Source organism: Pseudomonas vranovensis DSM 16006, from assembly GCF_000425805.1.
Lineage (GTDB): Bacteria > Pseudomonadota > Gammaproteobacteria > Pseudomonadales > Pseudomonadaceae > Aquipseudomonas > Aquipseudomonas vranovensis.
Genome location: NZ_AUED01000012.1, coordinates 82729 through 104061 on the forward strand (window position 1 = coordinate 82729; position 21333 = coordinate 104061).

Below are 21333 nucleotides of genomic sequence, written 5' to 3' on the forward strand. Positions count from 1 at the left end.
CCGTTACCATGCCGGACTGAATTTACGGGGGCGACAATGGAATTCGTGCTCTATCTGCTGCTGGGCGCCTGTGCAGGCGTGCTGGCCGGGCTGTTCGGCGTGGGCGGCGGCATCATCATCGTGCCGGTGCTGGTGTTCAGTTTCACCCTGCAGGGCTTCGATACCTCGGTGCTGACTCACTTGGCGGTGGGTACTTCCCTGGCGACCATTGTCTTTACCTCGGTCAATGCCATTCGCGAGCACCATCGCAAAGGTGCAGTGCAGTGGCCGATTTTCGTCTGGATGACCCTGGGTATCCTGGTCGGCGCCGGTATCGGCGCCAAGACCGCATCGGCAATCCAGGGCCCGATGCTGCAAAAGATCATCGGCATCTTTGCCCTGGTGATCGCCGCGCAGATGGCCCTGGACCTCAAACCCAAGGCCAGTCGCGGCATTCCTGGCAAGCCCGGGCTGACGGCGGCCGGTGGTGTGATCGGCTGGGCCTCGGCGATCTTCGGTATCGGTGGCGGGTCGTTGACCGTGCCATTCCTGACCTGGCGCAGCCTGCCCATGCAGCAAGCGGTGGCGACGTCCTCGGCCTGCGGTTTTCCGATTGCCGTGGCCAGCGCCCTGAGCTTTATCTGGTTGGGCTGGCACGACCCGCACCTGCCCGACCATAGCCTGGGCTTTGTGTATTTGCCCGCACTGCTGGGGATTGCCCTGACCAGTATGTTTTTTGCCCGCTTCGGCGCGCGACTGGCGCACAAGCTGTCGCCACGCCTGCTGAAACGGCTGTTCGCCGCGCTGCTGTTTTGCGTGGGCTTAAGCTTTTTGCTTTAACGAGAGGAGTCACCATGCTGCCTTACCCGCAGATCGATCCAGTGGCCATTGCCCTGGGTCCGCTGAAAATCCATTGGTACGGCCTGATGTACCTGATCGGCATTGGCGGCGCCTGGCTGCTGGCGTCGCGCCGACTCAACCGCTTCGACCCGACCTGGAGCCGCGAGAAACTCTCCGATCTGGTGTTCTGGCTGTCGATGGGGGTGATCGTCGGCGGGCGGCTTGGCTACGTGCTGTTCTATGACCTGCACGCGTACCTGGCCAACCCGGCGCTGATCTTCGAGGTATGGAAGGGCGGCATGTCGTTCCACGGCGGCTTTATCGGCGTGATGTTGGCGGCCTTGTGGTTCGGCAAGCGCAACAACAAGTCGTTCTTCGAACTGATGGATTTTGTCGCGCCGCTGGTGCCGATCGGCCTGGGCGCCGGGCGTATCGGCAACTTCATCAACGCCGAATTGTGGGGCAAGGCGACCGATGTGCCGTGGGCCATGGTCTTCCCGCCGTTCAGCGATCCGGCCCAACTGCCGCGTCACCCGTCGCAGCTGTACCAGTTCGCCCTGGAAGGTGTGGCATTATTCCTGATCCTTTGGCTGTACTCGCGTAAACCGCGTCCGACCATGGCCGTATCCGGCATGTTCGCGCTGTTCTACGGCATCTTCCGCTTCATCGTCGAGTTTGTGCGGGTTCCCGATGCCCAGCTGGGCTACATCGCCTTCGGCTGGTTGACCATGGGTCAGTTGCTCTGCGTGCCGATGATTCTCGGTGGCATCGGCCTGATCTGGTGGGCCTACAACCGCAAACCCACGGCCAAGGCCGCCGTTTGATTTTCCACGGCAGGGTGATCCCCTGCCGTCTTTGCTACAGGTAAGCCATGAAACAGTATCTAGATCTGGTCCGCGATGTGATCGAAAACGGCACCCTGCAGGGTAACCGTACCGGTGTCCGTACCATCAGCCTGCCGGGCGCCATGCTGCGCTTCGACCTGCAGAAAGGCTTCCCGGCCATCACCACCCGCAAGCTGGCGTTCAAGTCGGCCATCGGCGAGATGGTCGGCTTCCTGCGCGGCGTGAAGCATGCCGGCGAGTTCCGCGAACTGGGCTGCAAGGTATGGGACCAGAACGCCAACGAAAACGCCCAGTGGCTGGCCAACCCGTTCCGCCAGGGGCATGACGACCTTGGCGAGATCTACGGCGTGCAATGGCGCCAGTGGCCGGCCTACAAGCGCATCCCGCTGAGCAACCCGGCTGCGATCGAACTGGCCCAGAGCCAGGGCTTCCAGCAGATTGCCCAGGCCGAAGAAGACGGCGAAGCCTTCGTGGTGCTGTACAAGGCCATCGACCAAATTCGCCAGTGCGTCGACACCATCATCAACGACCCGGGCAGCCGCCGCATCCTGTTCCACGGCTGGAACTGCGCCCAGCTCGACGAAATGGCCCTGCCACCGTGCCACCTGCTGTACCAGTTCCACCCCAATGTAGAGACCCGGGAAATTTCCCTGACCCTCTATATCCGCTCCAACGACCTGGGCCTGGGCACGCCGTTCAACCTCACCGAGGGCGCGGCGCTGCTGTCGCTGGTAGGTCGCCTGACTGGCTACACGCCGCGCTGGTTCACCTACTTCATCGGTGATGCGCACGTGTACGAAAACCACCTGGACATGCTCAACGAGCAGCTTAAGCGAGAGCCGCTGGCCGCGCCGAAACTGGTGATCAGTGATCGAGTGCCTGAGTTCGCCAAGACCGGCAAGTACGAGCCGGAGTGGCTGGAGAAGATCGAGCCGAGTGACTTCAGCCTCGAAGGCTACGAGCACCACGCGCCAATGACGGCGCCGATGGCGGTCTGAATACGGTAATCACGACCGCTGCGCGGCCGATCGCAGGCTGTCGCCAGCGGCTACACGGGGTTGGCCTGTGGCCGCTGGCGAGGAACGAGGCTGTGATCGACTGCACAGCAGTCGCCATCCCGCTTTCCAATCAATGGCCGTGGCTGCGACCTACGTGGGAATGCTCCGCTTCCGGAGCAGTCACCGCGCCATTGACCTCCAGATGCTGCAGGATCGAGCACTGTACCTCCTTGGGATGACAGTGCTGGCGCAGTTCCAGCAGTTGCGCCTGCAAGGCCTGCAACCCATCGATTCGCGCCTTGACGTGCTGGATATGCTCGTCGATCAGCGCATTCACACTTTCGCATTGATCCTCCGGGCTGTCGCGCAGGCGCAGCAGGCTGCGGATTTCCTCCAGAGTCATGTCCAGGGTGCGGCAGTTGCGGATGAAGGTCAGGCGCTCCACATGGGCCTGGGTGTACATCCGGTAGTTGCCCTCGCTGCGTGCCGGTTCCGGCAGCAGGTTCTCCCGCTCGTAGTAGCGAATGGTTTCCACGGCGCAATCGGTGGCCTTGGCCAGTTCTCCGATCTTCATCTGCAAATACCTCGACAGGTGGCTTGACCCTATAGTGGCTACAGGGTGTTCACTTGGCAACAGGACATTTAAGGATGAACTCATGAACCAGCCTGTCAGCCCCAAAGCGCCCCATGACCACGCCAAGCACGCCCACAGTTGCTGCTCCCACGACGCCGCACCCGCCCTGGTGCAGTTGAGCGAGGCGGCCAGCAGCGACGCGCGCCTGAGCCGCTTTCGCATCGAGGCAATGGATTGCCCGACCGAGCAGACCCTGATCCAGAACAAACTGGGCAAGCTGGCAGGCGTCGAACAGCTGGAATTCAACCTGATCAATCGTATCCTCGGGGTGCGCCATACCCATGCCGACACCCGGGAAATCGAGCAGGCCGTTGCCTCGCTGGGCATGCAGGCCGAGCCCCTGGTCGAAAGCAGCGAAGAACCTGCCGCCGCACCCGCACCGGCTAAAAAGCACTGGTGGCCGCTGGCCTTGGCGGGCGTTGCCGCGCTGGCCGCCGAGGGCGTTCACTTTGCCGAGGTGGCACCCGACTGGGTGGTGGCGGTGCTCGCCCTGGTGGCGATTCTGAGCTGTGGCCTGAGCACCTACAAAAAGGGCTGGATCGCCCTGAAGAACCGCAACCTCAACATCAACGCGCTGATGAGCATCGCCGTGACCGGCGCCGTGCTGATCGGCCAGTGGCCGGAAGCGGCCATGGTGATGGTGCTCTTCACCCTCGCCGAGTTGATCGAGGCGCGCTCGCTGGACCGCGCGCGCAATGCCATCGGCGGCCTGATGCAGTTGACCCCGGACATGGCCACCGTACAGCAGGCCGACGGCCAGTGGCGTGAGCTGGAGGTCAAGCAGGTCGCCCTCGGTGCCCTGGTGCGAGTGCGCCCTGGTGAGCGAATCGGCCTGGATGGCGAGGTGGTCAGCGGCCAGTCGAGCATCGACCAGGCACCCATCACCGGCGAGAGCCTGCCGGTGGAGAAGGGCCCGGGCGACAAGGTGTTTGCCGGCACTATCAACCAGGCCGGCGCCCTGGAGTACCGGGTGACGGCAGCGGCAGGGCAATCGACCCTGGCGCGGATCATCAAGGCGGTGGAAGAAGCCCAGGGCGCGCGGGCGCCGACCCAGCGCTTCGTCGATCAGTTCTCGCGCATCTACACCCCGGCAGTGTTTGCGTTTGCCCTGGCAGTGGCTGTGATTCCGCCACTGTTCATGGCCGGTGCCTGGTTCGACTGGATCTACCGTGCCCTGGTGTTGCTGGTGGTGGCATGCCCGTGCGCCCTGGTGATTTCGACCCCGGTGACCATCGTCAGCGGCCTGGCCGCAGCGGCGCGCAAGGGCATCCTGGTCAAGGGCGGGGTGTACCTGGAAGGCGGGCGCAAGCTCGACTTCCTGGCCCTGGACAAGACCGGCACCATCACCCATGGCAAGCCAGTGCAAACCGACCATATGGTGCTTGACCCGCTGTTCGAAGGCCGCGCCCAGGCACTGGCGGCAAGCCTTGCCGAGCGCTCCGATCACCCGGTATCGCGCGCCATTGCGGTGTTCGCTGGCGAGCAGCAACTGGCCTTCAGTGAAGTGAGCGCTTTTGAAGCCCTGGCCGGCCGAGGCGTGCGCGGGGAAATCGACGGCAAGTTGTATCACCTGGGCAACCATCGTCTGGTCGAAGAGCTGGGCCTGTGTTCACCGCAGCTCGAAGCACAGCTCGACGCCTTGGAACGCCAGGGCAAGACCGTCGTGCTGCTGCTCGACAAGTCCGGCCCGCTGGCCCTGTTCGCGGTGGCTGATACGGTCAAGGAAAGCAGTCGCCAGGCCATAGCCGAGTTGCATGAGCTGGGTATCAAGACTGTCATGCTCACCGGCGACAATCCCCACACTGCCCAAGCCATCGCCGCCCAGGTGGGGATCGACCAGGCCCATGGCAACCTGCTGCCCGCCGACAAGCTCAAGACCATCGAGGACCTGTATGCGCAGGGCCATCGGGTTGGCATGGTCGGCGATGGTATCAACGATGCCCCGGCACTGGCGCGGGCCGAGATCGGTTTTGCCATGGCGGCAGCCGGTACCGACACGGCCATCGAGACCGCCGACGTGGCGTTGATGGATGATGACTTGCGCAAAATCCCCGCCTTCGTCAGGCTCTCGCGTCACAGTGCGGCGATCCTCACCCAGAACATTGTGCTGGCGTTGGGGATCAAGGCGATATTCCTGGCGATCACCTTTGCCGGCATGGCAACCATGTGGATGGCGGTGTTCGCCGACATGGGCGTGAGCTTGTTGGTGGTGTTCAACGGTTTGCGTCTGCTGCGTAAGTAAATCGAGGATGTATGTTGAGTTCCGAGTTGAAAGCCTTCTACATGGTTGCCCGCCTGGGCAGCATCACTTTGGCGGCGAAGAAACTTGGGCTCAGCCAACCGACGGTCACCACCCAGATCCGCAACCTGGAAAGCCAGTACGCGGTGGAGCTGTTCTACCGCGGCGGCCGGCGCTTGACCCTGAGTGACGACGGCACCCGGCTGCTGCCGATGGTCAAGGCGCTGCTGCAGCAGGAGGCCGACATCGAGTTCTTCCTGCGCAACAGCGGCCAGGCCCAGGGCAGTTTGCGCATCGCTGCCACCGCGCCGTACTACATCCTCGACCTGGTGAAGATCTTTCGCGAGCGCCTGCCGCAGGTCGACGTCTCGGTGGAGATCGGCAACTCCCAGCAGGTGCTGGAGTTGCTGGAAGACTACCGCGTCGACCTTGCCGCCTCCTCGCAATTGCTGGAAGACACCCGCCTGGTGCGTCGGGTGCTGGGCACCGATCCGCTGGTGGTCGCGGTGCACCGCAATCATCCTTTGGCCAGCCGCGAATCGCTGCCGCTGTCGGCACTGGCCGGGCATTGCCTGCTGGTGCGCGAGCAGGGTTCGACCACGCGCAAGCTGACCGAGCAGATGCTGGCAGAGGCGGGCGTCAAGGTGGGCTCGATGCTGGAGATCGGCAGCCGTGAGTCGATTCGCGAAGCGGTGCTGCGCAATATCGGCATCAGCCTCATTGCCCGCCATGAAGTACCGCACAACCCGGAGCTGCGGGTGCTGGCGCTGGAGAACGCGCCGGTGATGCATGAGTACTTGTATTGCTTGAAGGAACGGCGCCAGGCGCGCCTGCCTGCCGCCTTCCTGGGTGTAGCCCAGGAAGTGGCAGCCCTGTAGGCGCGGACAAGCCCGCGCCTACACCCAAATCTGCCTATACCAGTATCGGCAGCTTTTGCTTCCCAGCCACAGAACCTTCGCAATCGGCCCCTAGCATGGCCCTCATTCGTTCGATGAGGTCCTGCCATGAACACTCCGGTCGCAAACCCAGGCGCACAAATGAAAGTGCGCGGTATCCACAAGCGCTTCGGCGCCTTTACCGCCCTGCAGGATGTCTCCCTCGACATCGCCGCTGGTGAACTGGTGTGCCTGCTCGGCCCGTCCGGCTGTGGCAAGACCACACTACTGCGCTGCATCGCCGGCCTTGAACGCCAAGACCGTGGCACCCTGTACATCGGCGATCGCGACATCTCCGACCTGCCGCCCCAGGCCCGTGACTACGGCATTCTGTTCCAGTCGTATGCGCTGTTCCCCAACCTGACTGTCGAGGCCAATATCGCTTACGGTCTGGCCGGCAGCGGGCGTGACGAAGTTCGCCAGCGCGTGGCGCAGATGCTGGAACTGGTGGGCCTGTCGGGCAGCGAGAAAAAGTACCCCGGCCAGCTTTCCGGTGGCCAGCAACAGCGTGTGGCCCTGGCCCGCGCCCTGGCACCGGCGCCGTCGCTGCTGCTGCTCGACGAGCCGATGTCGGCCCTCGATGCGCGAGTTCGCGAGCACCTGTGTACCGAGTTGCGCCAGCTGCAGCGCCAGCTCGGTATCACCACCTTGATGGTGACCCACAACCAGGACGAAGCCATGCTCATGGCCGACCGCATTGCCGTGATGAACAATGGCCAGGTCGAGCAGTACGCCACGCCCCAGGACATCTACGACAAGCCGGCCACACCGTTCGTGGCCGAGTTCGTCGGCCAGGGCAACTGGCTGCCGTTCCAGCGCCACAGCGACAGCCACGCCCAGGTCGGCGCCTTGAACATGCGCCTGGCCGACGGTGCCGGCCAGGCTCGCAGCGGTCGTTTGTTCTGCCGCCCCGAGGCGATCAGCGTCAACCCGCCGGTGCATGAAGAAAACCTGTTCCCGGCGCGAGTGCGCGAGATCACCTTCCTCGGCAACCGCTGCCGCATGAGCTTTGAATTCAATGAGCTGCCCGGCCATGCCTTGCTGGCTGAAGTGGCACCCGAATCGATGCCGCGCCTGGGTTCCCAGGACATCTGGGTAGCCCTGCCACCGCGCAGCCTGCAGGTGTTTGCCTGAGATGGCCGCGCCAATGACCATGCCGATCGCGCACGCGAAGGCAGTACAGCGCTCCGGCGCCTCTCTGGGTGATCGACTGTTCGTGGTCGGCGGCAAGTGGTTGCTGCTGCTGTTGCTCACCGTTGCCGTGCTGATGCCGTTGATGGCGATCTTCTGGCGCGGTTTCAGCAGCGATGCCGGGCAGGGCGGTGGCCTGGTGGCCGCGCGTGAACTGTTTGCCAGCGCCAACTTCCACTGGTTGCTGGGCAACAGCCTGAAGGTGTCGCTCAGCGTCGCGGCCATCGTCGTGCCGCTGGCCTATCTGTTCGCCTATGCGCTGCAGCGCACGCTGATCCCCGGCAAGCGTATCTGGCGGGGTATCTCGCTGCTGCCGCTGCTGGCACCGTCGATGCTGCCGGCCATTGCCCTGGTGTACCTGTTCGGCAACCAGGGGCTGCTGCGCAGCCTGCTCAGCGACAATATCTACGGCTTCTGGGGCATTGTCCTGGGCGAAGCCATCTACACCTTTCCCCATGCCTTGATGATCCTGCTCTCGGCGCTGTCGCTGGCCGACGCGCGTCTGTTCGATGCCGCATCGAGCATGGGCGCGGGCCCTTGGCGTGCCTTTCGCAGCATCACTTGGCCGGCCACTCGCCAGGCCGTGTTCGCCGCCTTCTGCCTGGTGTTCACCCTGACCATCACCGACTTCGGCGTGCCGGTTGTCGTGGGCGGCGACTATCAGGTGCTGGCGCTGGAAGCCTACAAGGCGGTGGTCGGCCAGCAGCAGTTCGGTCGCGGTGCCCTGATCGGCATGGTTCTGCTGGTGCCGGCGCTGCTGAGCTTCACTGTCGATGCCTGGCTGCGCCGCCGCCAGGGCGACTCGATGAGTGGCCGTGCCCAGGTGTTCCAGCCGCAGCCGTCGCGTCGTCGCGATGCCTGGTTCCTGGCGGTGGTGGTGATGGTCTGCGCGGTATTGCTGCTGGTAGTGGGCATGGCGGTGTACTCGTCGCTGGTCACCTTCTGGCCCTACAACATGACGTTGTCGCTCAAGCACTACCAGTTTGACGAAACCGCCGGCGGTGGCTGGCTGGCCTACCAGAACAGCCTGACCATGGCCCTGTGCGCGGCGCTGATCGGCAGTGCAGTGATTTTCACCGGCGCCTACCTGATGGAAAAGACCAAGGGCCAGCGCTCGCTGAACCTGGTGCTGCGACTGCTCAGCTTCGTGCCGATGGCGGTACCGGGCTTGGTGTTGGGCCTGGGCTATGTGTTTTTCTTCAACCTGACCAGCAACCCCCTGCATGTGTTCTACGGCAGCATGGCGCTGCTGGTGGTGTGCACCATCGCCCACTACCTGACTACCGCAAACATGACTGCGACCACCGCCCTGCGCCAGCTCGACGGCGAATTCGAGGCCGCCGCGCTGTCACTCAAGGCACCGCTGTACCGACACTTCCTGCGGGTCACCGTACCGATCTGCCTGCCGGCGCTGCTGGACATCGTCCGCTACCTGTTCGTCTCGGCGATGACCACGGTCTCGGCGGCGATCTTCCTCTATAGCCCCGACACCATCCTCGCCGCCGTCGCCGTGTTGAACATGGACGATGCCGGCAACGTTGGCGGCGCGGCGGCCATGTCGACCCTGATCCTGCTCACCAGTGCCACCGTTTCGCTGCTCCTGGCCTGGGCCTCGCGCGGCCTGTTGCAACGCTCCCAAGCCTGGCGCCAGCGCGCGCCGGGCAACTGATTGCCTTACCCAACCCTGTACCGTTCAAAGGAACCGCATCATGTTCAAGCCACTTGCTCTTGCCGCTGCCGTCCTCACTGCGTTCAGCCTGCAGGCCACTGCCGCCGATACCCAGCTGACGGTCTACACCGCGCTCGAAGCCGAACAGCTCAAGAGCTACAAGCAGGCCTTCGAAAAGGCCAACCCGGATATCGAAATCAAGTGGGTGCGTGATTCCACCGGCATCATCACCGCCAAGCTGCTGGCCGAGAAAGACCGTCCGCAGGCCGATGCCGTATGGGGCCTGGCCGCCTCCAGCCTGGCGATCCTCGACCAGCAGGGCATGCTGCAAAGCTACGCACCGAAAGACCTCGACAAGATCGGCGGCAACTACCGCGATGCCGCCAACCCACCAGCCTGGGTCGGCATGGACGTCTGGGCTGCCACCATTTGCTTCAACACCATCGAAGCCGAAAAGCAGGGCCTGACCAAGCCGGTGAGCTGGCAAGACCTGACCAAGCCTGAGTACAAGGGCAAGATCGTCATGCCGAACCCGGCGTCCTCCGGCACCGGCTTCCTGGATGTCAGCGCCTGGTTGCAGACCTTCGGTGAGAAACAGGGCTGGCAGTACATGGACGACCTGCACCAGAACATCGGCCAGTACGTTCACTCCGGCTCCAAGCCGTGCAAGCTGGCGGCCGCCGGTGAGTTCCCGATCGGTATCTCGTTCGAGTACCCGGCCGTGCAGCTCAAGCGCCAGGGCGCGCCGCTGGACATCGTCCTGCCGAAGGAAGGCCTGGGCTGGGAAATCGAAGCCACCGCCGTGCTCAAGGGCAGCAAGCATGAAGCTGCCGCCAAGCGCCTGGCGGACTTCTCGGCGAGCCCGGCGGCGATGGAGCTGTACAAGGAAAACTTCGCTGTACTTGCCCAGCCAGGTATTGCCAAGCCGCAGACCGAACTGCCGGCCGACTACGAGCAGCGCCTGATCAAGAACGACTTCGCCTGGGCTTCGCAGAACCGCGACACCATCCTGGCCGAATGGCGCAAGCGCTATGACGGCAAATCGGAGAAGGTGGCGCAGCAGTAAGTTCGAAACGCGGGGCAAACCCGCTCCTACGGTAGGAGCGGGCTTGCCCCGCGATCATTTCAAAAGGATTTACCATGACCGATCTACTCATCGTCGGCGCTGGCATTCTCGGCCTGTCCCACGCCTATGCCGCTGCCCGCCGTGGCCTCAAGGTGCGGGTGTTCGAGCGTACCGCCACCCCGCTTGGCGCCTCGGTTCGCAACTTCGGCCAGGCCCTAGTCACCGGCCAGCCACCGGGCGAGATGCTCGAACTGGCCAAGGCCAGTCGAGGTATCTGGGCGCACTGGTCGCGCCAGGCTGGCTTCGACGTAAAGAGCAACGGCTCGCTGCTGTTCGCCCGCACCGCCCTTGAGCAGGAACTGCTCGAAGCGTTCTGCACCGAGCGGGCCGTGGAGCATGGCTACAGGGTCGAGTTGCTGTCGGGTGCGGCCCTCAATGACCTGTACGGCGGCCAGTTCCGCCACCACCGCGCGGCATTGCGCGGCCTGGACGACCAGCAGTTGTACTCGCGTGAAGCCCTGCCGACGCTGATCCGCTTCCTGCAAACGGAACTGGATGTGCAGTTCCATTTTTCGACCCTGGTGCGCGGCATCGAGCCTGGTCGCGTCTCGACCACCGCCGGCGATTTCAACGCCCGCCAGATCGTGGTCTGCTCGGGTCACGACTACCAGACCCTGCTCGCCGAACCGATCGCCACACTGCAACCCCGGGTGTGTCGCCTGCAGATGTTGCGCGCCCGTCCGCGCTTCAGGCTGGACCTGCAGCACGCACTGCTGACTGGCCTGAGCTGCGTCCATTACGGCGCCTTCGCCGACCTTCCACAGGCCCAGGCACTCAAGGCGCAATTGCAGACCAATAGCCCGCACCTGATAGAGCACGGCATCCACCTGCTGGTCAGCCCCACGCCCCATGGCGAGCTGATCATCGGCGACTCCCATGCCTATGGTAGCGATGTGTCACCCTTCAATGCCGAGCAGGTCGACAACTGGATGATCGAGCTGGCCGAACACACCCTCGGTGGTCGTATCGAGGTGGTCGAGCGCTGGCAGGGCGTCTATGGTTCTGGCGGCCCTGGGCCGTTTTCGCTAATGCAGGTAGCGCCGGGCGTGAGTGCGGCACTGATGCACAGCGGCGTCGGCATGAGCGTCGGCCCGGCCCTGGCCGAGCGACATATCGCTCGACTACTGAACGAAACCGAATGAGGGGATGACCATGAGACCAGCCGAACAGGTTGTCAGCGAAATCTTCGCCCTGTACCAGCGGCATGGCGATGACGATTACATCGGCGAGCCGGTGTCGCAGCTGGAGCACATGTCCCAGGCGGCCCAACTGGCGCTGGATGAAGGTTTTGATGATGAGGTGGTACTGGCGGCATTCTTCCACGACATCGGCCATATCTGTGGTGGCGCCGAAGGTGACATGGGCGGCTACGGAGTGGTCAGCCATGAACAGGTGGGCGCGAACTACTTGCGGCGCTGCGGCTTCAGTGAGCGCCTGGCGACCCTGGTGCAGTACCACGTCGAGGCCAAGCGTTACCTCACCCTGCGCAAGCCCGGTTATTACGAGCGGCTGAGCGAAGCCAGCCGGCGCACACTTGAATACCAGGGCGGGGTGATGAGCGAAGCACAAGCCGATGCCTTCGAGCGCGATCCGCTGTGCGCAGTGAGCCTGCGGATGCGCGAGTGGGATGAACTGGCCAAGGAAATGAATGTGCCGGTGATTGACCTGGAGGTGCTCAAGACGAAGGCCCTGGGGCTTTTGCATTGAGTGTTCGCGCGGCTACCCAGTCAGCAGCGTCTAAAGCTCCAGTACCAATGCGTCGATCTGCTCCTGACGTTCCACCTGGTTCACCTTGGCCCCCGGATTAAGCGACGACCATTGCGGATGCGCCCGTGCCTTGATCAAGGCTTCCGGCAACTTGCCCTCGCGCCAGCTCTGTTCCTGCGGCGCGCTCAATTTGATTCGTTCCACCGCCGCATGCCCGCGGCTGTCCAGCGCCTGGATCAGCTGATGCTGACGCAAGGCTAACAGGCGCAGCACGCTGTCATCCACCGTCAGTTCCCGCTGCCCCTTGAGCTTGCCAAGCAGCCGTGAGCCATAGCTGCGCGCCGTTTGCAGGGCACCGCCGGCAATCGCACCGGCCAGTGCTGCCGCGCCGAGGGTGATGCCACCCACCAGCAGGTCGATGCCCGCACCCGCCGCCGCACCTGCGGCCACACCGCTGCCAAGGCGAACGCCCAAGAGCTTGAGGGTTTCGGGGTTGAACAGGTCGTCGCCCCAGCGTCCGTCGAGCAAGGGCAGCTCGTTGGCGCTGGCGTCGTCCTTGCGAAATGCATAGAGCTTGAGCAACGCCTCGACGCAGCGTTGTTCACGCTGGCGAATGTCCTTGCGCAAGGCGTCGATGGCGGCCGCTTCTGCACCAGGTTCGGTGACCACGCTGCGCCGGCACGCGGCGCAATCGAGCAGCAGTTCGGCCACCAGACGCTTGGCACTGAGCTGTCGGGCCAGGCGTTGTGCCTGCTGGTCGTCGATCAGCCGTTGTAACGCCGGGCGAGACTTTTCCAGCATCAGCGCCAGGCTCTCGTAGAGGCGTCGCTCGCCATCTTCCGGCGGGGCGACGCTGTCGAAACGTACCAGGGCATGCAAGCCCAGGCGTGCCAGGGCTTCCCGCCAGTCCGGCTCGCGGTGGTCACTGCTGGCGACGAAGTTGAGCACCGGCAACAGTGGTTTGCCGCAACCGGCGAGCACTTCCAGCTCATCCCGGTATTTGGCCAGTACCGGTTCACGGGCATCGATCACGTACAGGCCGGCGTCGCTGGCCTGCAACTGGCGCAGCACCTTGGCTTCCTGTTCGAAACGCTGGCGCGCCTCGCTGCCCTGGAGAAAACGTTCCAGGCGGGCCGGGCCATCAAGGCGCTCACCCGGCCGCTCCAGGCGTTCCAGATAGTCGAGCAGGGCGATGGCATCTTCCAGGCCGGGGGTGTCGTACAGCTCCAGCAGGGGCTCGCCGTCCACCGACAGGCGTGCGCCTTCGACATGGCGGGTGGTGCTGGGGCGATGGGAGACCTCGCCGAAGCCCACATCGCGGGTGAGGGTGCGCAGCAGGGAAGTTTTGCCGACGTTGGTGTGGCCGACCACGGCCAGCTTCAGAGGCTTAGTCATGGCCATGCTCCAGCCAATTCAAGGGCGCGCTGTCGGCGTATTCCAGCCCAAGCTGTTCCAGCGCCTGGTGCCAGTCGCCCAGGCGGTCGGCGTCCAGTGCCTGGCCGGGCAATGCCTGCAACAACCAGATGCGCGTGGCGCTGGCGTTACGCGCAAGCTCGGCGAGCAGTGCCAGGCTGCCACGATCAGGGGAGCGCCGCGGGTCGCAGGCAATGGCCAGGCGCGCCGGTGGAAAGCGGCTGAGTTGTTCGAGCAGTTTGTTGCGCGACTCGCGGCTGTCGAGGATGCCGGCGTTGCTGACCGATTTCGGCAAGGCCGGTGGCCAGGGGCGCTGGTCGTCCAGTTCCAGGCCCACCAGCAGGGCGCCGTCGCTGTGTGCTTCACCCGCGCTGCGAACAATCTGCGGCAGCGCTTCGGGCGCGGCATCATTGACGCCCAGGCGTTCGCTGCTGGGCATCAGGGCTTCGCGCAACTGGCTGTAGCCGGGCAGTTTGAGGTCCAGCTGCAAGCGCTCACGCCCGCTGCGCCAGCGCCACAGGCACAGGGCAGCCAAGGCCAGGCGCGGGACAATACCGTACAGCAGCAATACCCCGAGCAGCCAGCTTGCCCAGGCCTGGCGAGCCAGTTCCAGGGCCGGCTGGCTGTCGCCACTGGCGCGGATCATATCGACGTCGGGTACGTTGAACCCCAGCAGTGAAGGCAGTGCGCCCAGGGCCTGGGTCAGGCCGACGAAGGTGTTGGCACCGAGGATGGTGGTTTCCCAGACAAAGCCGTAGCGCCGGGTGGCAAGCAGGATCAGCAGCATGACCAGCGCCGTGGCCAGGGCGACCAGCCACAGGCCATGCACCAACAGCCCGAGCAGCCAACGGTTGAGTTTCTGTCGTTGCAGCAGCACCAGCAGGGCGGGGGCCAGGTGCGCGGCCTGGGCATCGCGGGCGAACTTTTCGCTGAGCCACATCCACAGCCGCCCCAGGGTCGCGACCTGTTCGCCGGCGAAGAAAAAGCCCAGTGCCCAGCCCAGCAGCAACAGCAGGTTCAGGCCCAGCAGGCTGCCCAGGGCCCAGAACACATTGATCGGCCGCTGGCTGTCGCCCAGCGCGGCGAGGGCCAGGCCTGCGCCGCTGAATACCGCCAGTACCAGCAACAGTGCCAGCGCCAGGCGGGCGCCCTGTTTCCAGTGTTGCAGGGCGCTGCGCATGCCATCGCGCTCGGCCAGCCACAGGGCGCGCTGCTCGATACGCGTGGGCAGGTCGCCGCCGTGCTGGCGGGCGCGGCGATTGGCTTCCTGGTCTTCCAGCGGGCCTGCATGTTCTTCGCGCAGGCGCACGGCTTCGGTGAGCCAGCGTTTGTCCAGGTCAGTCAGTGCAGTCACACGGTCTTCCATTGAGCAATTGATCCCAAAGCATAACCCAGGCATCGAAGAACGGGCTTTGCTATCCTCGCCGGCATGAAAACATCACTCCCCCTCAGCCTGATCGCGGCACTCGCCGAGAACCGCGTGATCGGCATCGACAACAGCATGCCCTGGCACCTGCCGGGGGATTTCAAGTATTTCAAGGCTACTACCCTGGGCAAGCCGATCATCATGGGCCGCAAGACCTGGGACTCGCTTGGCCGGCCCCTGCCGGGGCGCCTGAACCTGGTGGTCAGCCGTCAGCCGGGGTTGCAGCTCGAAGGTGCCGAGGTGTTCGCGTCGCTGGATGAGGCTATGCTGCGCGCTGAGCAGTGGGCGCTGGCGCAGGGTGTCGATGAGCTGATGCTGATTGGCGGGGCGCAGCTTTATACCCAGGCAATCGAACGCGGTCTTGCAGACCGTCTGTACCTGACGCGGGTCGAGTTGAGCCCGGAAGGGGATGCGTGGTTTCCCGAGTTTGATGCGGCGCAGTGGACGTTGGCGTCGAGTCAGGAGCATCCGGCTGAAGGAGAGAAGCCGGCTTACCATTTTGAGGTGTGGGAGAGGGTTTGATGCATCGCGGGGCACGTCGAGACGTGCCCCGCGATCACATCAGGAGTGCGTCAGTTCCGCGTGCTCCTGAGCCTCCAGCAGGGTCTTGTCGGTCTGCTGCAGCATCTGGCTGGTAATCGCACCGGCCGTCATCGAACCGTTCACATTCAGCGCCGTACGGCCCATGTCGATCAGCGGCTCGACCGAAATCAGCAGGGCCACCAGTTCCACCGGCAAGCCCATGGCTGGCAGCACGATCAGCGCGGCAAAGGTCGCACCGCCACCCACACCGGCAACGCCGGCCGAACTCAGGGTCACGATGGCCACCAGGGTGGCGATCCACAGCGGGTCCAACGGGTTGATGCCCACGGCAGGGGCGACCATCACCGCCAGCATGGCCGGGTACAGGCCGGCGCAACCGTTCTGGCCGATCGTCGCGCCAAACGAGGCGGCGAAGCTTGCGATCGATTGCGGAATGCCCAGGCGGCGGGTTTGCGCCTCGATGCTCAGCGGGATGCTGGCGGCGCTGGAGCGGCTGGTGAAGGCGAATGTCAGCACCGGCCAGACCTTGCGGAAGAAGCGCAGCGGGTTGACGCCGCTGATTGCCAGCAACACGCCATGCACCACGAACATCAGGCCCAGGCCGATGTACGACACCACCACGAAACTGCCGAGCTTGAGGATGTCATCCAGGTTGGAGCTGGCAACGACCTTGGTCATCAACGCCAGCACGCCGTACGGGGTGAGCTTCATCACCAGGCGTACCAGGCGCATCACCCAGGCCTGCAGGGTGTCGATCGCGGCCAGGGCGCGGTTGCCCTTGTCGGCGTCATCCTTGAGCAGTTGCAGGGCGGCAAGGCCAAGGAACACGGCAAAGATCACCACACTGATGATCGAGGTCGGCTTGGCCCGGGCCAGGTCGCCCACCGGGTTGCTGGGGATGAACGACAGCAGCAACTGCGGGATATTCAGGTCGGCGACCTTGCTTACGTAGTCGCTCTGGATGGCCTGCATCCGAGCGGTTTCGGCGGTGCCGGCCACCAGGCCCTCGGCGGTCAGGCCGAACAGGTTGGTCAGGCCGATACCGATCAGCGCGGCAATGGCCGTGGTGAACAGCAGGGTGCCAATGGTCAGGAAGCTGATCTTGCCCAGCGACGAAGCGTTGTGCAGGCGGGCCACGGCGCTGAGGATCGAGGCAAAGATCAGCGGCATGACGATCATCTGCAGCAGTTGCACGTAGCCGTTGCCGACCAGGTCGAGCCAACTGATGGTGGCTTTGAGCACCGGATTGCCAGCGCCGTAGATGGCGTGCAGGGCACCGCCGAAAAGCACACCGAGGATCAGGCCGACCAGGACTTTTTTGGCCAGGCTCCAGTTGCCATGACGGGTTTGCGCCAGGCCCAGCAGCAACGCCAGGAACGCCAGCAGATTGAGAGACAGCGGCAGATTCATTGAAGCTCCAGAGAAAAAGCGGGGGCATCGCCTCTGTGTGCGATTGCGAACGGAAATGCTAACAGCATGAAAACGAACGAATGTATATCGAAATGGAATTTGTTTAGATGTTTTTGGAATAACTGGTCGCGAGACAAGCCAGGTCTTACAGGTAAATGGATATCAATTGCGAATTGATATCATCTTCTGCTAGCGTGCGCTCACTTTGAGACCCTCCGCCAGGAAGTACCGTGTCTTCGTGGAATACGCAGATTGCCCGGTTGTTTGCCGAGCACAAGAAAGCGCTGGAAGCCTTTGTTGCGCGACGTACTGGCAACGCTCAGGTGGCGGCTGACCTGACCCAGGAGTCTTTCCTGCGCCTGGCGCGGCTGCCAGCCGACAAGAAGATCGACAACCTGCCCGCCTTCCTCTTCACCATTGCCAGCAACCTGGTGCGCGACCATCAGCGCCAGGTGATTCGTCGCGAGCGCCTGGACGGCGGTGAGCCGAGTGAAGCGCTGGCCTGCAATGCACCCGGCGCTGAAGAGCAGCTGTGGGTGGAGCAGGAGCAAGCCTTGATGCACCAGGCCATCGAGTCCTTGCCCGAGGCGACCCGGCATATCTTCCTGCTTTATCATGTCGATGAATGCTCCTACCGGGAAATCGGCGAACGGCTGAAAATCTCTCCGCGTAGTGTCGAATACCAATTGCGTCGTGCGCTGATCGACTGCCGGGCCTTTATCAAGGCGCGCCTGCTCAGCGATACGTCGGGGCCGTCTCGATGAACCGGCCACCAGCAGCTACGGATACCCCGATGACCGACCCTTGTGCCACGGATGCCGACGACCTGTTCGCTGAAGCCAGTGGTTGGTACTACCGCCTGCAGGCCGAGGACCTCAGCGCCACTGAGCGCGAGGCCTTTGCCGCCTGGCTGGCCCAGGGCCCTGACCAGGCGCAGGCCTGGGACGAGGTGTTGAACTTGCTGGGGGCATTGCGCGAACCGGCCCGGCAGATCCGCCAGGCCCAGCGCGCGCGCTGGCGCCGGCCACGTGCTCGGGTCTGGGCCAGTGCGGCGGCAGTGCTGCTGATGATGGGCCTGCTGGCCTATAGCCCCTGGCCGGACCGCTGGCGCGCCGACTATGCCACTACCACCGGGGAAACCCGGACCGTCGCCCTGGCCGATGGCTCGCAACTGCAGCTCAACACTGATACCGCCGTGCAGGTTGAGCTAGGCGAGGGCGAGCGGCGGGTGCGCTTGTTGCGCGGCGAAGCCTGGTTCGATGTCAGCCCTGATCCGGCTCGGCCGTTTGTGATTCGGTCCGGCGACGGCTGGGTCAAGGTGGTGGGCACCCGCTTCAGCGTGGCCCGGCAGGGCGACCTGACCCGCGTGCGTGTGGCGCAGGGCAAGGTTCAGGTCAGCGCCGACAACACCCGCTCGGAGCTGTTGGCGCCTGGGCGAGGGGTTGAATACAGTGGCGTGAGCCTAGGCACGGTGCATGGTTTTGACGGTGCTGCCGAATTTGCCTGGCGCCAGCGCCAACTGGTGTTCCGACAGCAGCCGCTGGCCGAAGTGGTCGATGAACTCAATCGCTACTGGCCCGGTCGGACCCTGGTGCTTGGCGATGCATTGCGCCAGCGCAAGGTGTCGGGGGTGTTCGAGATCGACAAGCCGCAAGCCGTGCTCAAGGCCTTGACCCACACGCTGGGCCTGCGGGCCGAGCAGTACACCCCGTACGTGCGGGTGCTGCGCGAAGGTTGAAATAAATTAAAAAATTCTCAGGGTTTTCCCCGGGCATGACGTCCTTGAACTCGTAGGCGCAAATAATAAGCACTCTCAGACAGTGCCGCGCCATTCGACGACTTCGACGTTTTTGGGGGAGCACAACCGATGGAAAATACCACCGCCACCCGGCGCCTGCCCGGTCTGCCGACCCTGTTGAGCCTGGCCATTGCCCTGGGCTGCGGTGTGCAGACTGTGCCGGCACTGGCCGCACCCGCCGCGCAGGCTCAGGTCTATCGCTTCGAGATTCCAGCGCAGTCGCTGGACGCAGCGTTGGCCGCCTTCAGCGCAGTCACTCGTGTGCAGGTGCTGGTGGGCGCGGAGGTGACCCAAGGGCTGCACTCGCCAGGGCTCAACGGCAGTTATGCACAAGACCAGGCGCTCGCCCGGTTGCTGGCAGGTACCGGCCTGACGGCGACCTACATTGATGGCGACAGTGTCACCCTGGAAAAACGCCTGGGCGGTGACAAAGCCCTGCAGTTGGGGGCTACCAGCATCACCGGCCAGCAACTGGGCGCCACCACCGAGGGCTCGCACTCCTACACCACGGGCGCGCTGACCATCGGCAAGGGTGAGCAGAAGCTCAAGGACATCCCGCAGTCAGTCTCGGTGGTCACCCGCCAGCGCCTGGATGACCAGAACATGAACAGCCTGCAGGACGCCATGCGCCAGGTCACCGGGGCTACCATCAAGACCTACAACTCCGGCTCCAGCCTCAACGACGTCTATATGCGCGGTTTTCTCGTCGACCAGGTGCAGGTCGACGGTGTTTCCCAGGCCACCGGCCAGGGCGACCTGATGACCAGCTTCGACCTGGCGATGTTCGACCGGGTCGAAGTGTTGCGCGGGCCATCCGGCCTGTACCAGGGTGCGGGTGAACCCGGCGGCACCATCAACCTGGTGCGCAAGCGTGCGCTGGGTCAGTTCGCCTTGAGCGGCGAGCTGTCGGCGGGCTCCTACGATCACTACCATTCGACAGTGGACATCACTGGCCCGCTCAACAGCGATGGCAGCCTGCGCGGGCGCTTCGTCACCGCCTATGAAGACAACAAATCGTTCGTCGACTACGCCCAGAACGAGCGGCCGATGGTCTACGGCCGGCTGGAATACGACGTGACCCCGGACACTACCCTGTCGCTGGGTGGCGCCTACCAGCACAACCATTCGACCCCGGCATTCGGCCTGCCGGCCTATGCCGACGGCAAGTTGCTGGATGTGAAGCGCTCGACCTTTGTCGACGCCAAGTGGAACGAGCTGGACGAGCATGTGTGGGAGAGCTTCTTTGAAGTCGACCATGCCTTGGAAAACGGCGGCCAGTTCAAGACCTCGCTGACCTACCGCGACGCCGAAACCCCGACACGCAACTTTACCTGGGCCGATGGCGCCGTGGACCCCGACACCGGCGCGAGTTCGGCGGTGGCCTACTCCTACTACACCCACATCAAGACCCTGGGCGTGGACAGCTTCGTCACGCTTCCGGTGGAAGCCTTCGGCCGCACCCACGAGTTCACCGCCGGTGCCGAGTACCAGCACCTGGACAAGGACTTCACCTACGGCGGCGGCGAGTACTTCGACATCAACGTGTTCGACCCCGGCAGCATCAATATCCCCAAGCAGAAATTCGAGATGGACAATGGCAACTGGTCGAAATCGCACCAGTACGGCCTTTATGCCCGCACCAAGATCAGCGCCACCGATTGGCTGGACGTGATCCTCGGCAGCCGGGTGACCTGGTTCGAGAGCGAGGCGCACAACGCCAACGCCTTCTTCAATAACTTCACCACCACTGACACCAGCATCAACCGCAAGGTCATCCCTTATGCGGCGCTGGTCGCCAAGCTGACGCCGGAGCTGTCGGCCTACGCCAGCTACACCAGCGTGTTCAAGCCACAGACCGAAGTTGACGCCGATGGCGAGACCATCGACCCGCGCAAGGGCAAGCAGTATGAGCTGGGCCTCAAGCGCGAGTTCTATGAAGGGCGCCTCAATGGCAGCGTGGCGCTGTTCCGTATCTACGACGAGAACCGCGCCGAGCTGGTGAACAATGCGCAGTACAACGAACCGCAAGGCAAGATCCGCAGCCAGGGCTGGGAAACCGAGCTCAGCGGCAACCTCACGGACAACTGGAGTATCACCACCGGGTACGCCTTCACCATGCTCAAGTCGATGAGCGGCGAAGACACCAATCAGGGCACGACCATTACCCCCAAGCACAACTTCAACCTGTGGACGCGCTACGAGTTTGCCGGTGGGCCGCTGAAGAACTTCAGCGTCGGGGGCGGAGTACGGGCGGTGAGTGCCACTTATTACAAGCGTGACGTGGATTTCGTGCAGGGTGGCTACAGCATTGCCTCGGCCCAGATGGGGTATGCGTTCAACAAACACTTGTCGGCGACACTGACGGCCAACAACCTGTTTGACCGCACCTACTATGAGCGGGTGGACAGCGCCTGGGGGTCGAACTTCTATGGTGAGCCGCGCAACCTGACGTTTACGCTGCGTGCCAAGTATTGAGGCTTTTCTAACGGTCTTGCACACAATCACGACCGCCGTGCGGTCGATCGCAGGCGGTCGCCAGCGGCTACAGGGGCGCTACCCAAGTGGATCGGTGCCACCATG

18 protein-coding genes are annotated in these 21333 nt (G+C 63.8%); 14 read left to right on the forward strand and 4 right to left on the reverse strand.

Translation table 11 applies throughout. The features are described from left to right. The first annotated feature begins 36 nt into the window (after positions 1–36). Genes H621_RS0113260 through H621_RS0113270 form a run of 3 tightly spaced genes read left to right on the forward strand, consistent with a single transcriptional unit; the run spans position 37 to position 2662 of the window. Positions 37–819, forward strand: coding sequence for a sulfite exporter TauE/SafE family protein (locus tag H621_RS0113260; protein ID WP_028943865.1), 783 nt, complete (start codon positions 37–39; stop codon positions 817–819). Positions 820–833: 14 nt separating this feature from the next. Continuing rightward, the gene (lgt, locus tag H621_RS0113265) at positions 834–1643 is read left to right on the forward strand and encodes a prolipoprotein diacylglyceryl transferase (protein ID WP_028943866.1); all 810 of its coding nucleotides are present in this window, start codon (positions 834–836) and stop codon (positions 1641–1643) included. Between the two features lie 47 nt (positions 1644–1690). Then, positions 1691–2662 carry a thymidylate synthase gene (locus H621_RS0113270; protein WP_028943867.1) on the forward strand — a complete coding sequence of 324 codons (972 nt, stop codon included), beginning with the start codon at positions 1691–1693 and terminating at the stop codon, positions 2660–2662. Positions 2663–2792: 130 nt separating this feature from the next. Here the strand turns inward: H621_RS0113270 and cadR are convergent, their stop codons facing one another. After that, positions 2793–3236: a Cd(II)/Pb(II)-responsive transcriptional regulator gene (cadR, locus tag H621_RS0113275; RefSeq protein ID WP_028943868.1), complete on the reverse strand. Its 444-nt coding sequence runs from the start codon at positions 3234–3236 to the stop codon at positions 2793–2795. Positions 3237–3318: 82 nt separating this feature from the next. On the opposite strand from cadR, the gene H621_RS0113280 reads away from it, so the two are divergent. The 7 genes from H621_RS0113280 to H621_RS0113310 all read left to right on the forward strand — a co-directional run bounded on the left by H621_RS0113280 (position 3319) and on the right by H621_RS0113310 (position 12163). After that, entirely contained in the window at positions 3319–5538 is a 2220-nt protein-coding gene (locus H621_RS0113280; RefSeq protein ID WP_028943869.1) for a heavy metal translocating P-type ATPase, read from the forward strand. An 11-nt stretch (positions 5539–5549) separates the two neighbouring features. Beyond that, complete coding sequence (locus H621_RS0113285) at positions 5550–6413, forward strand: LysR family transcriptional regulator (protein ID WP_028943870.1); 864 nt, start codon at positions 5550–5552, stop codon at positions 6411–6413. A 126-nt stretch (positions 6414–6539) separates the two neighbouring features. Beyond that, positions 6540–7604, forward strand: a complete 1065-nt coding sequence (locus tag H621_RS0113290; RefSeq protein WP_028943871.1) for a putative 2-aminoethylphosphonate ABC transporter ATP-binding protein — start codon at positions 6540–6542, stop codon at positions 7602–7604. Between the two features lies 1 nt (position 7605). Further along, the gene (locus H621_RS0113295) at positions 7606–9330 is read left to right on the forward strand and encodes a putative 2-aminoethylphosphonate ABC transporter permease subunit (RefSeq protein ID WP_028943872.1); all 1725 of its coding nucleotides are present in this window, start codon (positions 7606–7608) and stop codon (positions 9328–9330) included. 40 nt (positions 9331–9370) lie between these two features. Then, positions 9371–10396, forward strand: a complete 1026-nt coding sequence (locus tag H621_RS0113300) for a putative 2-aminoethylphosphonate ABC transporter substrate-binding protein (protein WP_028943873.1) — start codon at positions 9371–9373, stop codon at positions 10394–10396. A gap of 74 nt (positions 10397–10470) precedes the next feature. Next, the gene (locus tag H621_RS0113305) at positions 10471–11598 is read left to right on the forward strand and encodes a TIGR03364 family FAD-dependent oxidoreductase (RefSeq protein ID WP_028943874.1); all 1128 of its coding nucleotides are present in this window, start codon (positions 10471–10473) and stop codon (positions 11596–11598) included. Between the two features lie 10 nt (positions 11599–11608). Then, a complete protein-coding gene (locus H621_RS0113310) occupies positions 11609–12163 on the forward strand; it encodes a phosphonate degradation HD-domain oxygenase (protein WP_028943875.1) in 555 nt (184 codons plus the stop codon). Between the two features lie 30 nt (positions 12164–12193). Here H621_RS0113310 and H621_RS0113315 read toward each other — a convergent pair whose 3' ends face one another. After that, complete coding sequence (locus H621_RS0113315; protein WP_028943876.1) at positions 12194–13558, reverse strand: GTPase/DUF3482 domain-containing protein; 1365 nt, start codon at positions 13556–13558, stop codon at positions 12194–12196. Then, positions 13551–14942 (reverse strand): DUF2868 domain-containing protein, encoded by a 1392-nt coding sequence (locus H621_RS0113320; protein ID WP_036989809.1) that lies wholly within the window; start codon positions 14940–14942, stop codon positions 13551–13553. Before H621_RS0113320 ends, H621_RS0113315 begins: the two co-directional genes overlap by 8 nt. A 63-nt stretch (positions 14943–15005) precedes the next feature. Between H621_RS0113320 and H621_RS0113325 the strand changes: the two genes are divergently transcribed. Further along, positions 15006–15524: a dihydrofolate reductase gene (locus H621_RS0113325; RefSeq protein ID WP_028943878.1), complete on the forward strand. Its 519-nt coding sequence runs from the start codon at positions 15006–15008 to the stop codon at positions 15522–15524. A gap of 39 nt (positions 15525–15563) precedes the next feature. On the opposite strand, the gene H621_RS0113330 is transcribed toward H621_RS0113325, so the two are convergent. Then, positions 15564–16955: an L-cystine transporter gene (locus H621_RS0113330; protein ID WP_028943879.1), complete on the reverse strand. Its 1392-nt coding sequence runs from the start codon at positions 16953–16955 to the stop codon at positions 15564–15566. A gap of 230 nt (positions 16956–17185) precedes the next feature. Between H621_RS0113330 and H621_RS0113335 the strand changes: the two genes are divergently transcribed. From H621_RS0113335 to H621_RS0113345, 3 genes are all read left to right on the forward strand, one after another. Next, positions 17186–17719 (forward strand): RNA polymerase sigma factor, encoded by a 534-nt coding sequence (locus H621_RS0113335; RefSeq protein WP_028943880.1) that lies wholly within the window; start codon positions 17186–17188, stop codon positions 17717–17719. Between the two features lie 29 nt (positions 17720–17748). Continuing rightward, positions 17749–18693, forward strand: a complete 945-nt coding sequence (locus H621_RS0113340; RefSeq protein WP_028943881.1) for a FecR family protein — start codon at positions 17749–17751, stop codon at positions 18691–18693. Positions 18694–18822: 129 nt separating this feature from the next. Next, a complete protein-coding gene (locus tag H621_RS0113345) occupies positions 18823–21228 on the forward strand; it encodes a TonB-dependent siderophore receptor (RefSeq protein ID WP_028943882.1) in 2406 nt (801 codons plus the stop codon). Positions 21229–21333: the final 105 nt, after the last annotated feature.

Bases quoted from the DNA above. Each gene is read 5' to 3' on its own strand.
- H621_RS0113325 (WP_028943878.1), top strand. From the start codon at position 15,006: ATGAAAACATCACTCCCCCTCAGCCTGATCGCGGCACTCGCCGAGAAC.
- H621_RS0113305 (WP_028943874.1), top strand. From the start codon at position 10,471: ATGACCGATCTACTCATCGTCGGCGCTGGCATTCTCGGCCTGTCCCAC.
- H621_RS0113270 (WP_028943867.1), top strand. From the start codon at position 1,691: ATGAAACAGTATCTAGATCTGGTCCGCGATGTGATCGAAAACGGCACC.
- H621_RS0113260 (WP_028943865.1), top strand. From the start codon at position 37: ATGGAATTCGTGCTCTATCTGCTGCTGGGCGCCTGTGCAGGCGTGCTG.
- lgt (WP_028943866.1), top strand. From the start codon at position 834: ATGCTGCCTTACCCGCAGATCGATCCAGTGGCCATTGCCCTGGGTCCG.
- H621_RS0113295 (WP_028943872.1), top strand. From the start codon at position 7,606: ATGGCCGCGCCAATGACCATGCCGATCGCGCACGCGAAGGCAGTACAG.
- cadR (WP_028943868.1), bottom strand. From the start codon at position 3,236: ATGAAGATCGGAGAACTGGCCAAGGCCACCGATTGCGCCGTGGAAACC.
- H621_RS0113320 (WP_036989809.1), bottom strand. From the start codon at position 14,942: ATGGAAGACCGTGTGACTGCACTGACTGACCTGGACAAACGCTGGCTC.
- H621_RS0113290 (WP_028943871.1), top strand. From the start codon at position 6,540: ATGAACACTCCGGTCGCAAACCCAGGCGCACAAATGAAAGTGCGCGGT.
- H621_RS0113300 (WP_028943873.1), top strand. From the start codon at position 9,371: ATGTTCAAGCCACTTGCTCTTGCCGCTGCCGTCCTCACTGCGTTCAGC.
- H621_RS0113345 (WP_028943882.1), top strand. From the start codon at position 18,823: ATGGAAAATACCACCGCCACCCGGCGCCTGCCCGGTCTGCCGACCCTG.
- H621_RS0113315 (WP_028943876.1), bottom strand. From the start codon at position 13,558: ATGACTAAGCCTCTGAAGCTGGCCGTGGTCGGCCACACCAACGTCGGC.
- H621_RS0113280 (WP_028943869.1), top strand. From the start codon at position 3,319: ATGAACCAGCCTGTCAGCCCCAAAGCGCCCCATGACCACGCCAAGCAC.
- H621_RS0113285 (WP_028943870.1), top strand. From the start codon at position 5,550: ATGTTGAGTTCCGAGTTGAAAGCCTTCTACATGGTTGCCCGCCTGGGC.
- H621_RS0113330 (WP_028943879.1), bottom strand. From the start codon at position 16,955: ATGAATCTGCCGCTGTCTCTCAATCTGCTGGCGTTCCTGGCGTTGCTG.
- H621_RS0113340 (WP_028943881.1), top strand. From the start codon at position 17,749: ATGACCGACCCTTGTGCCACGGATGCCGACGACCTGTTCGCTGAAGCC.
- H621_RS0113310 (WP_028943875.1), top strand. From the start codon at position 11,609: ATGAGACCAGCCGAACAGGTTGTCAGCGAAATCTTCGCCCTGTACCAG.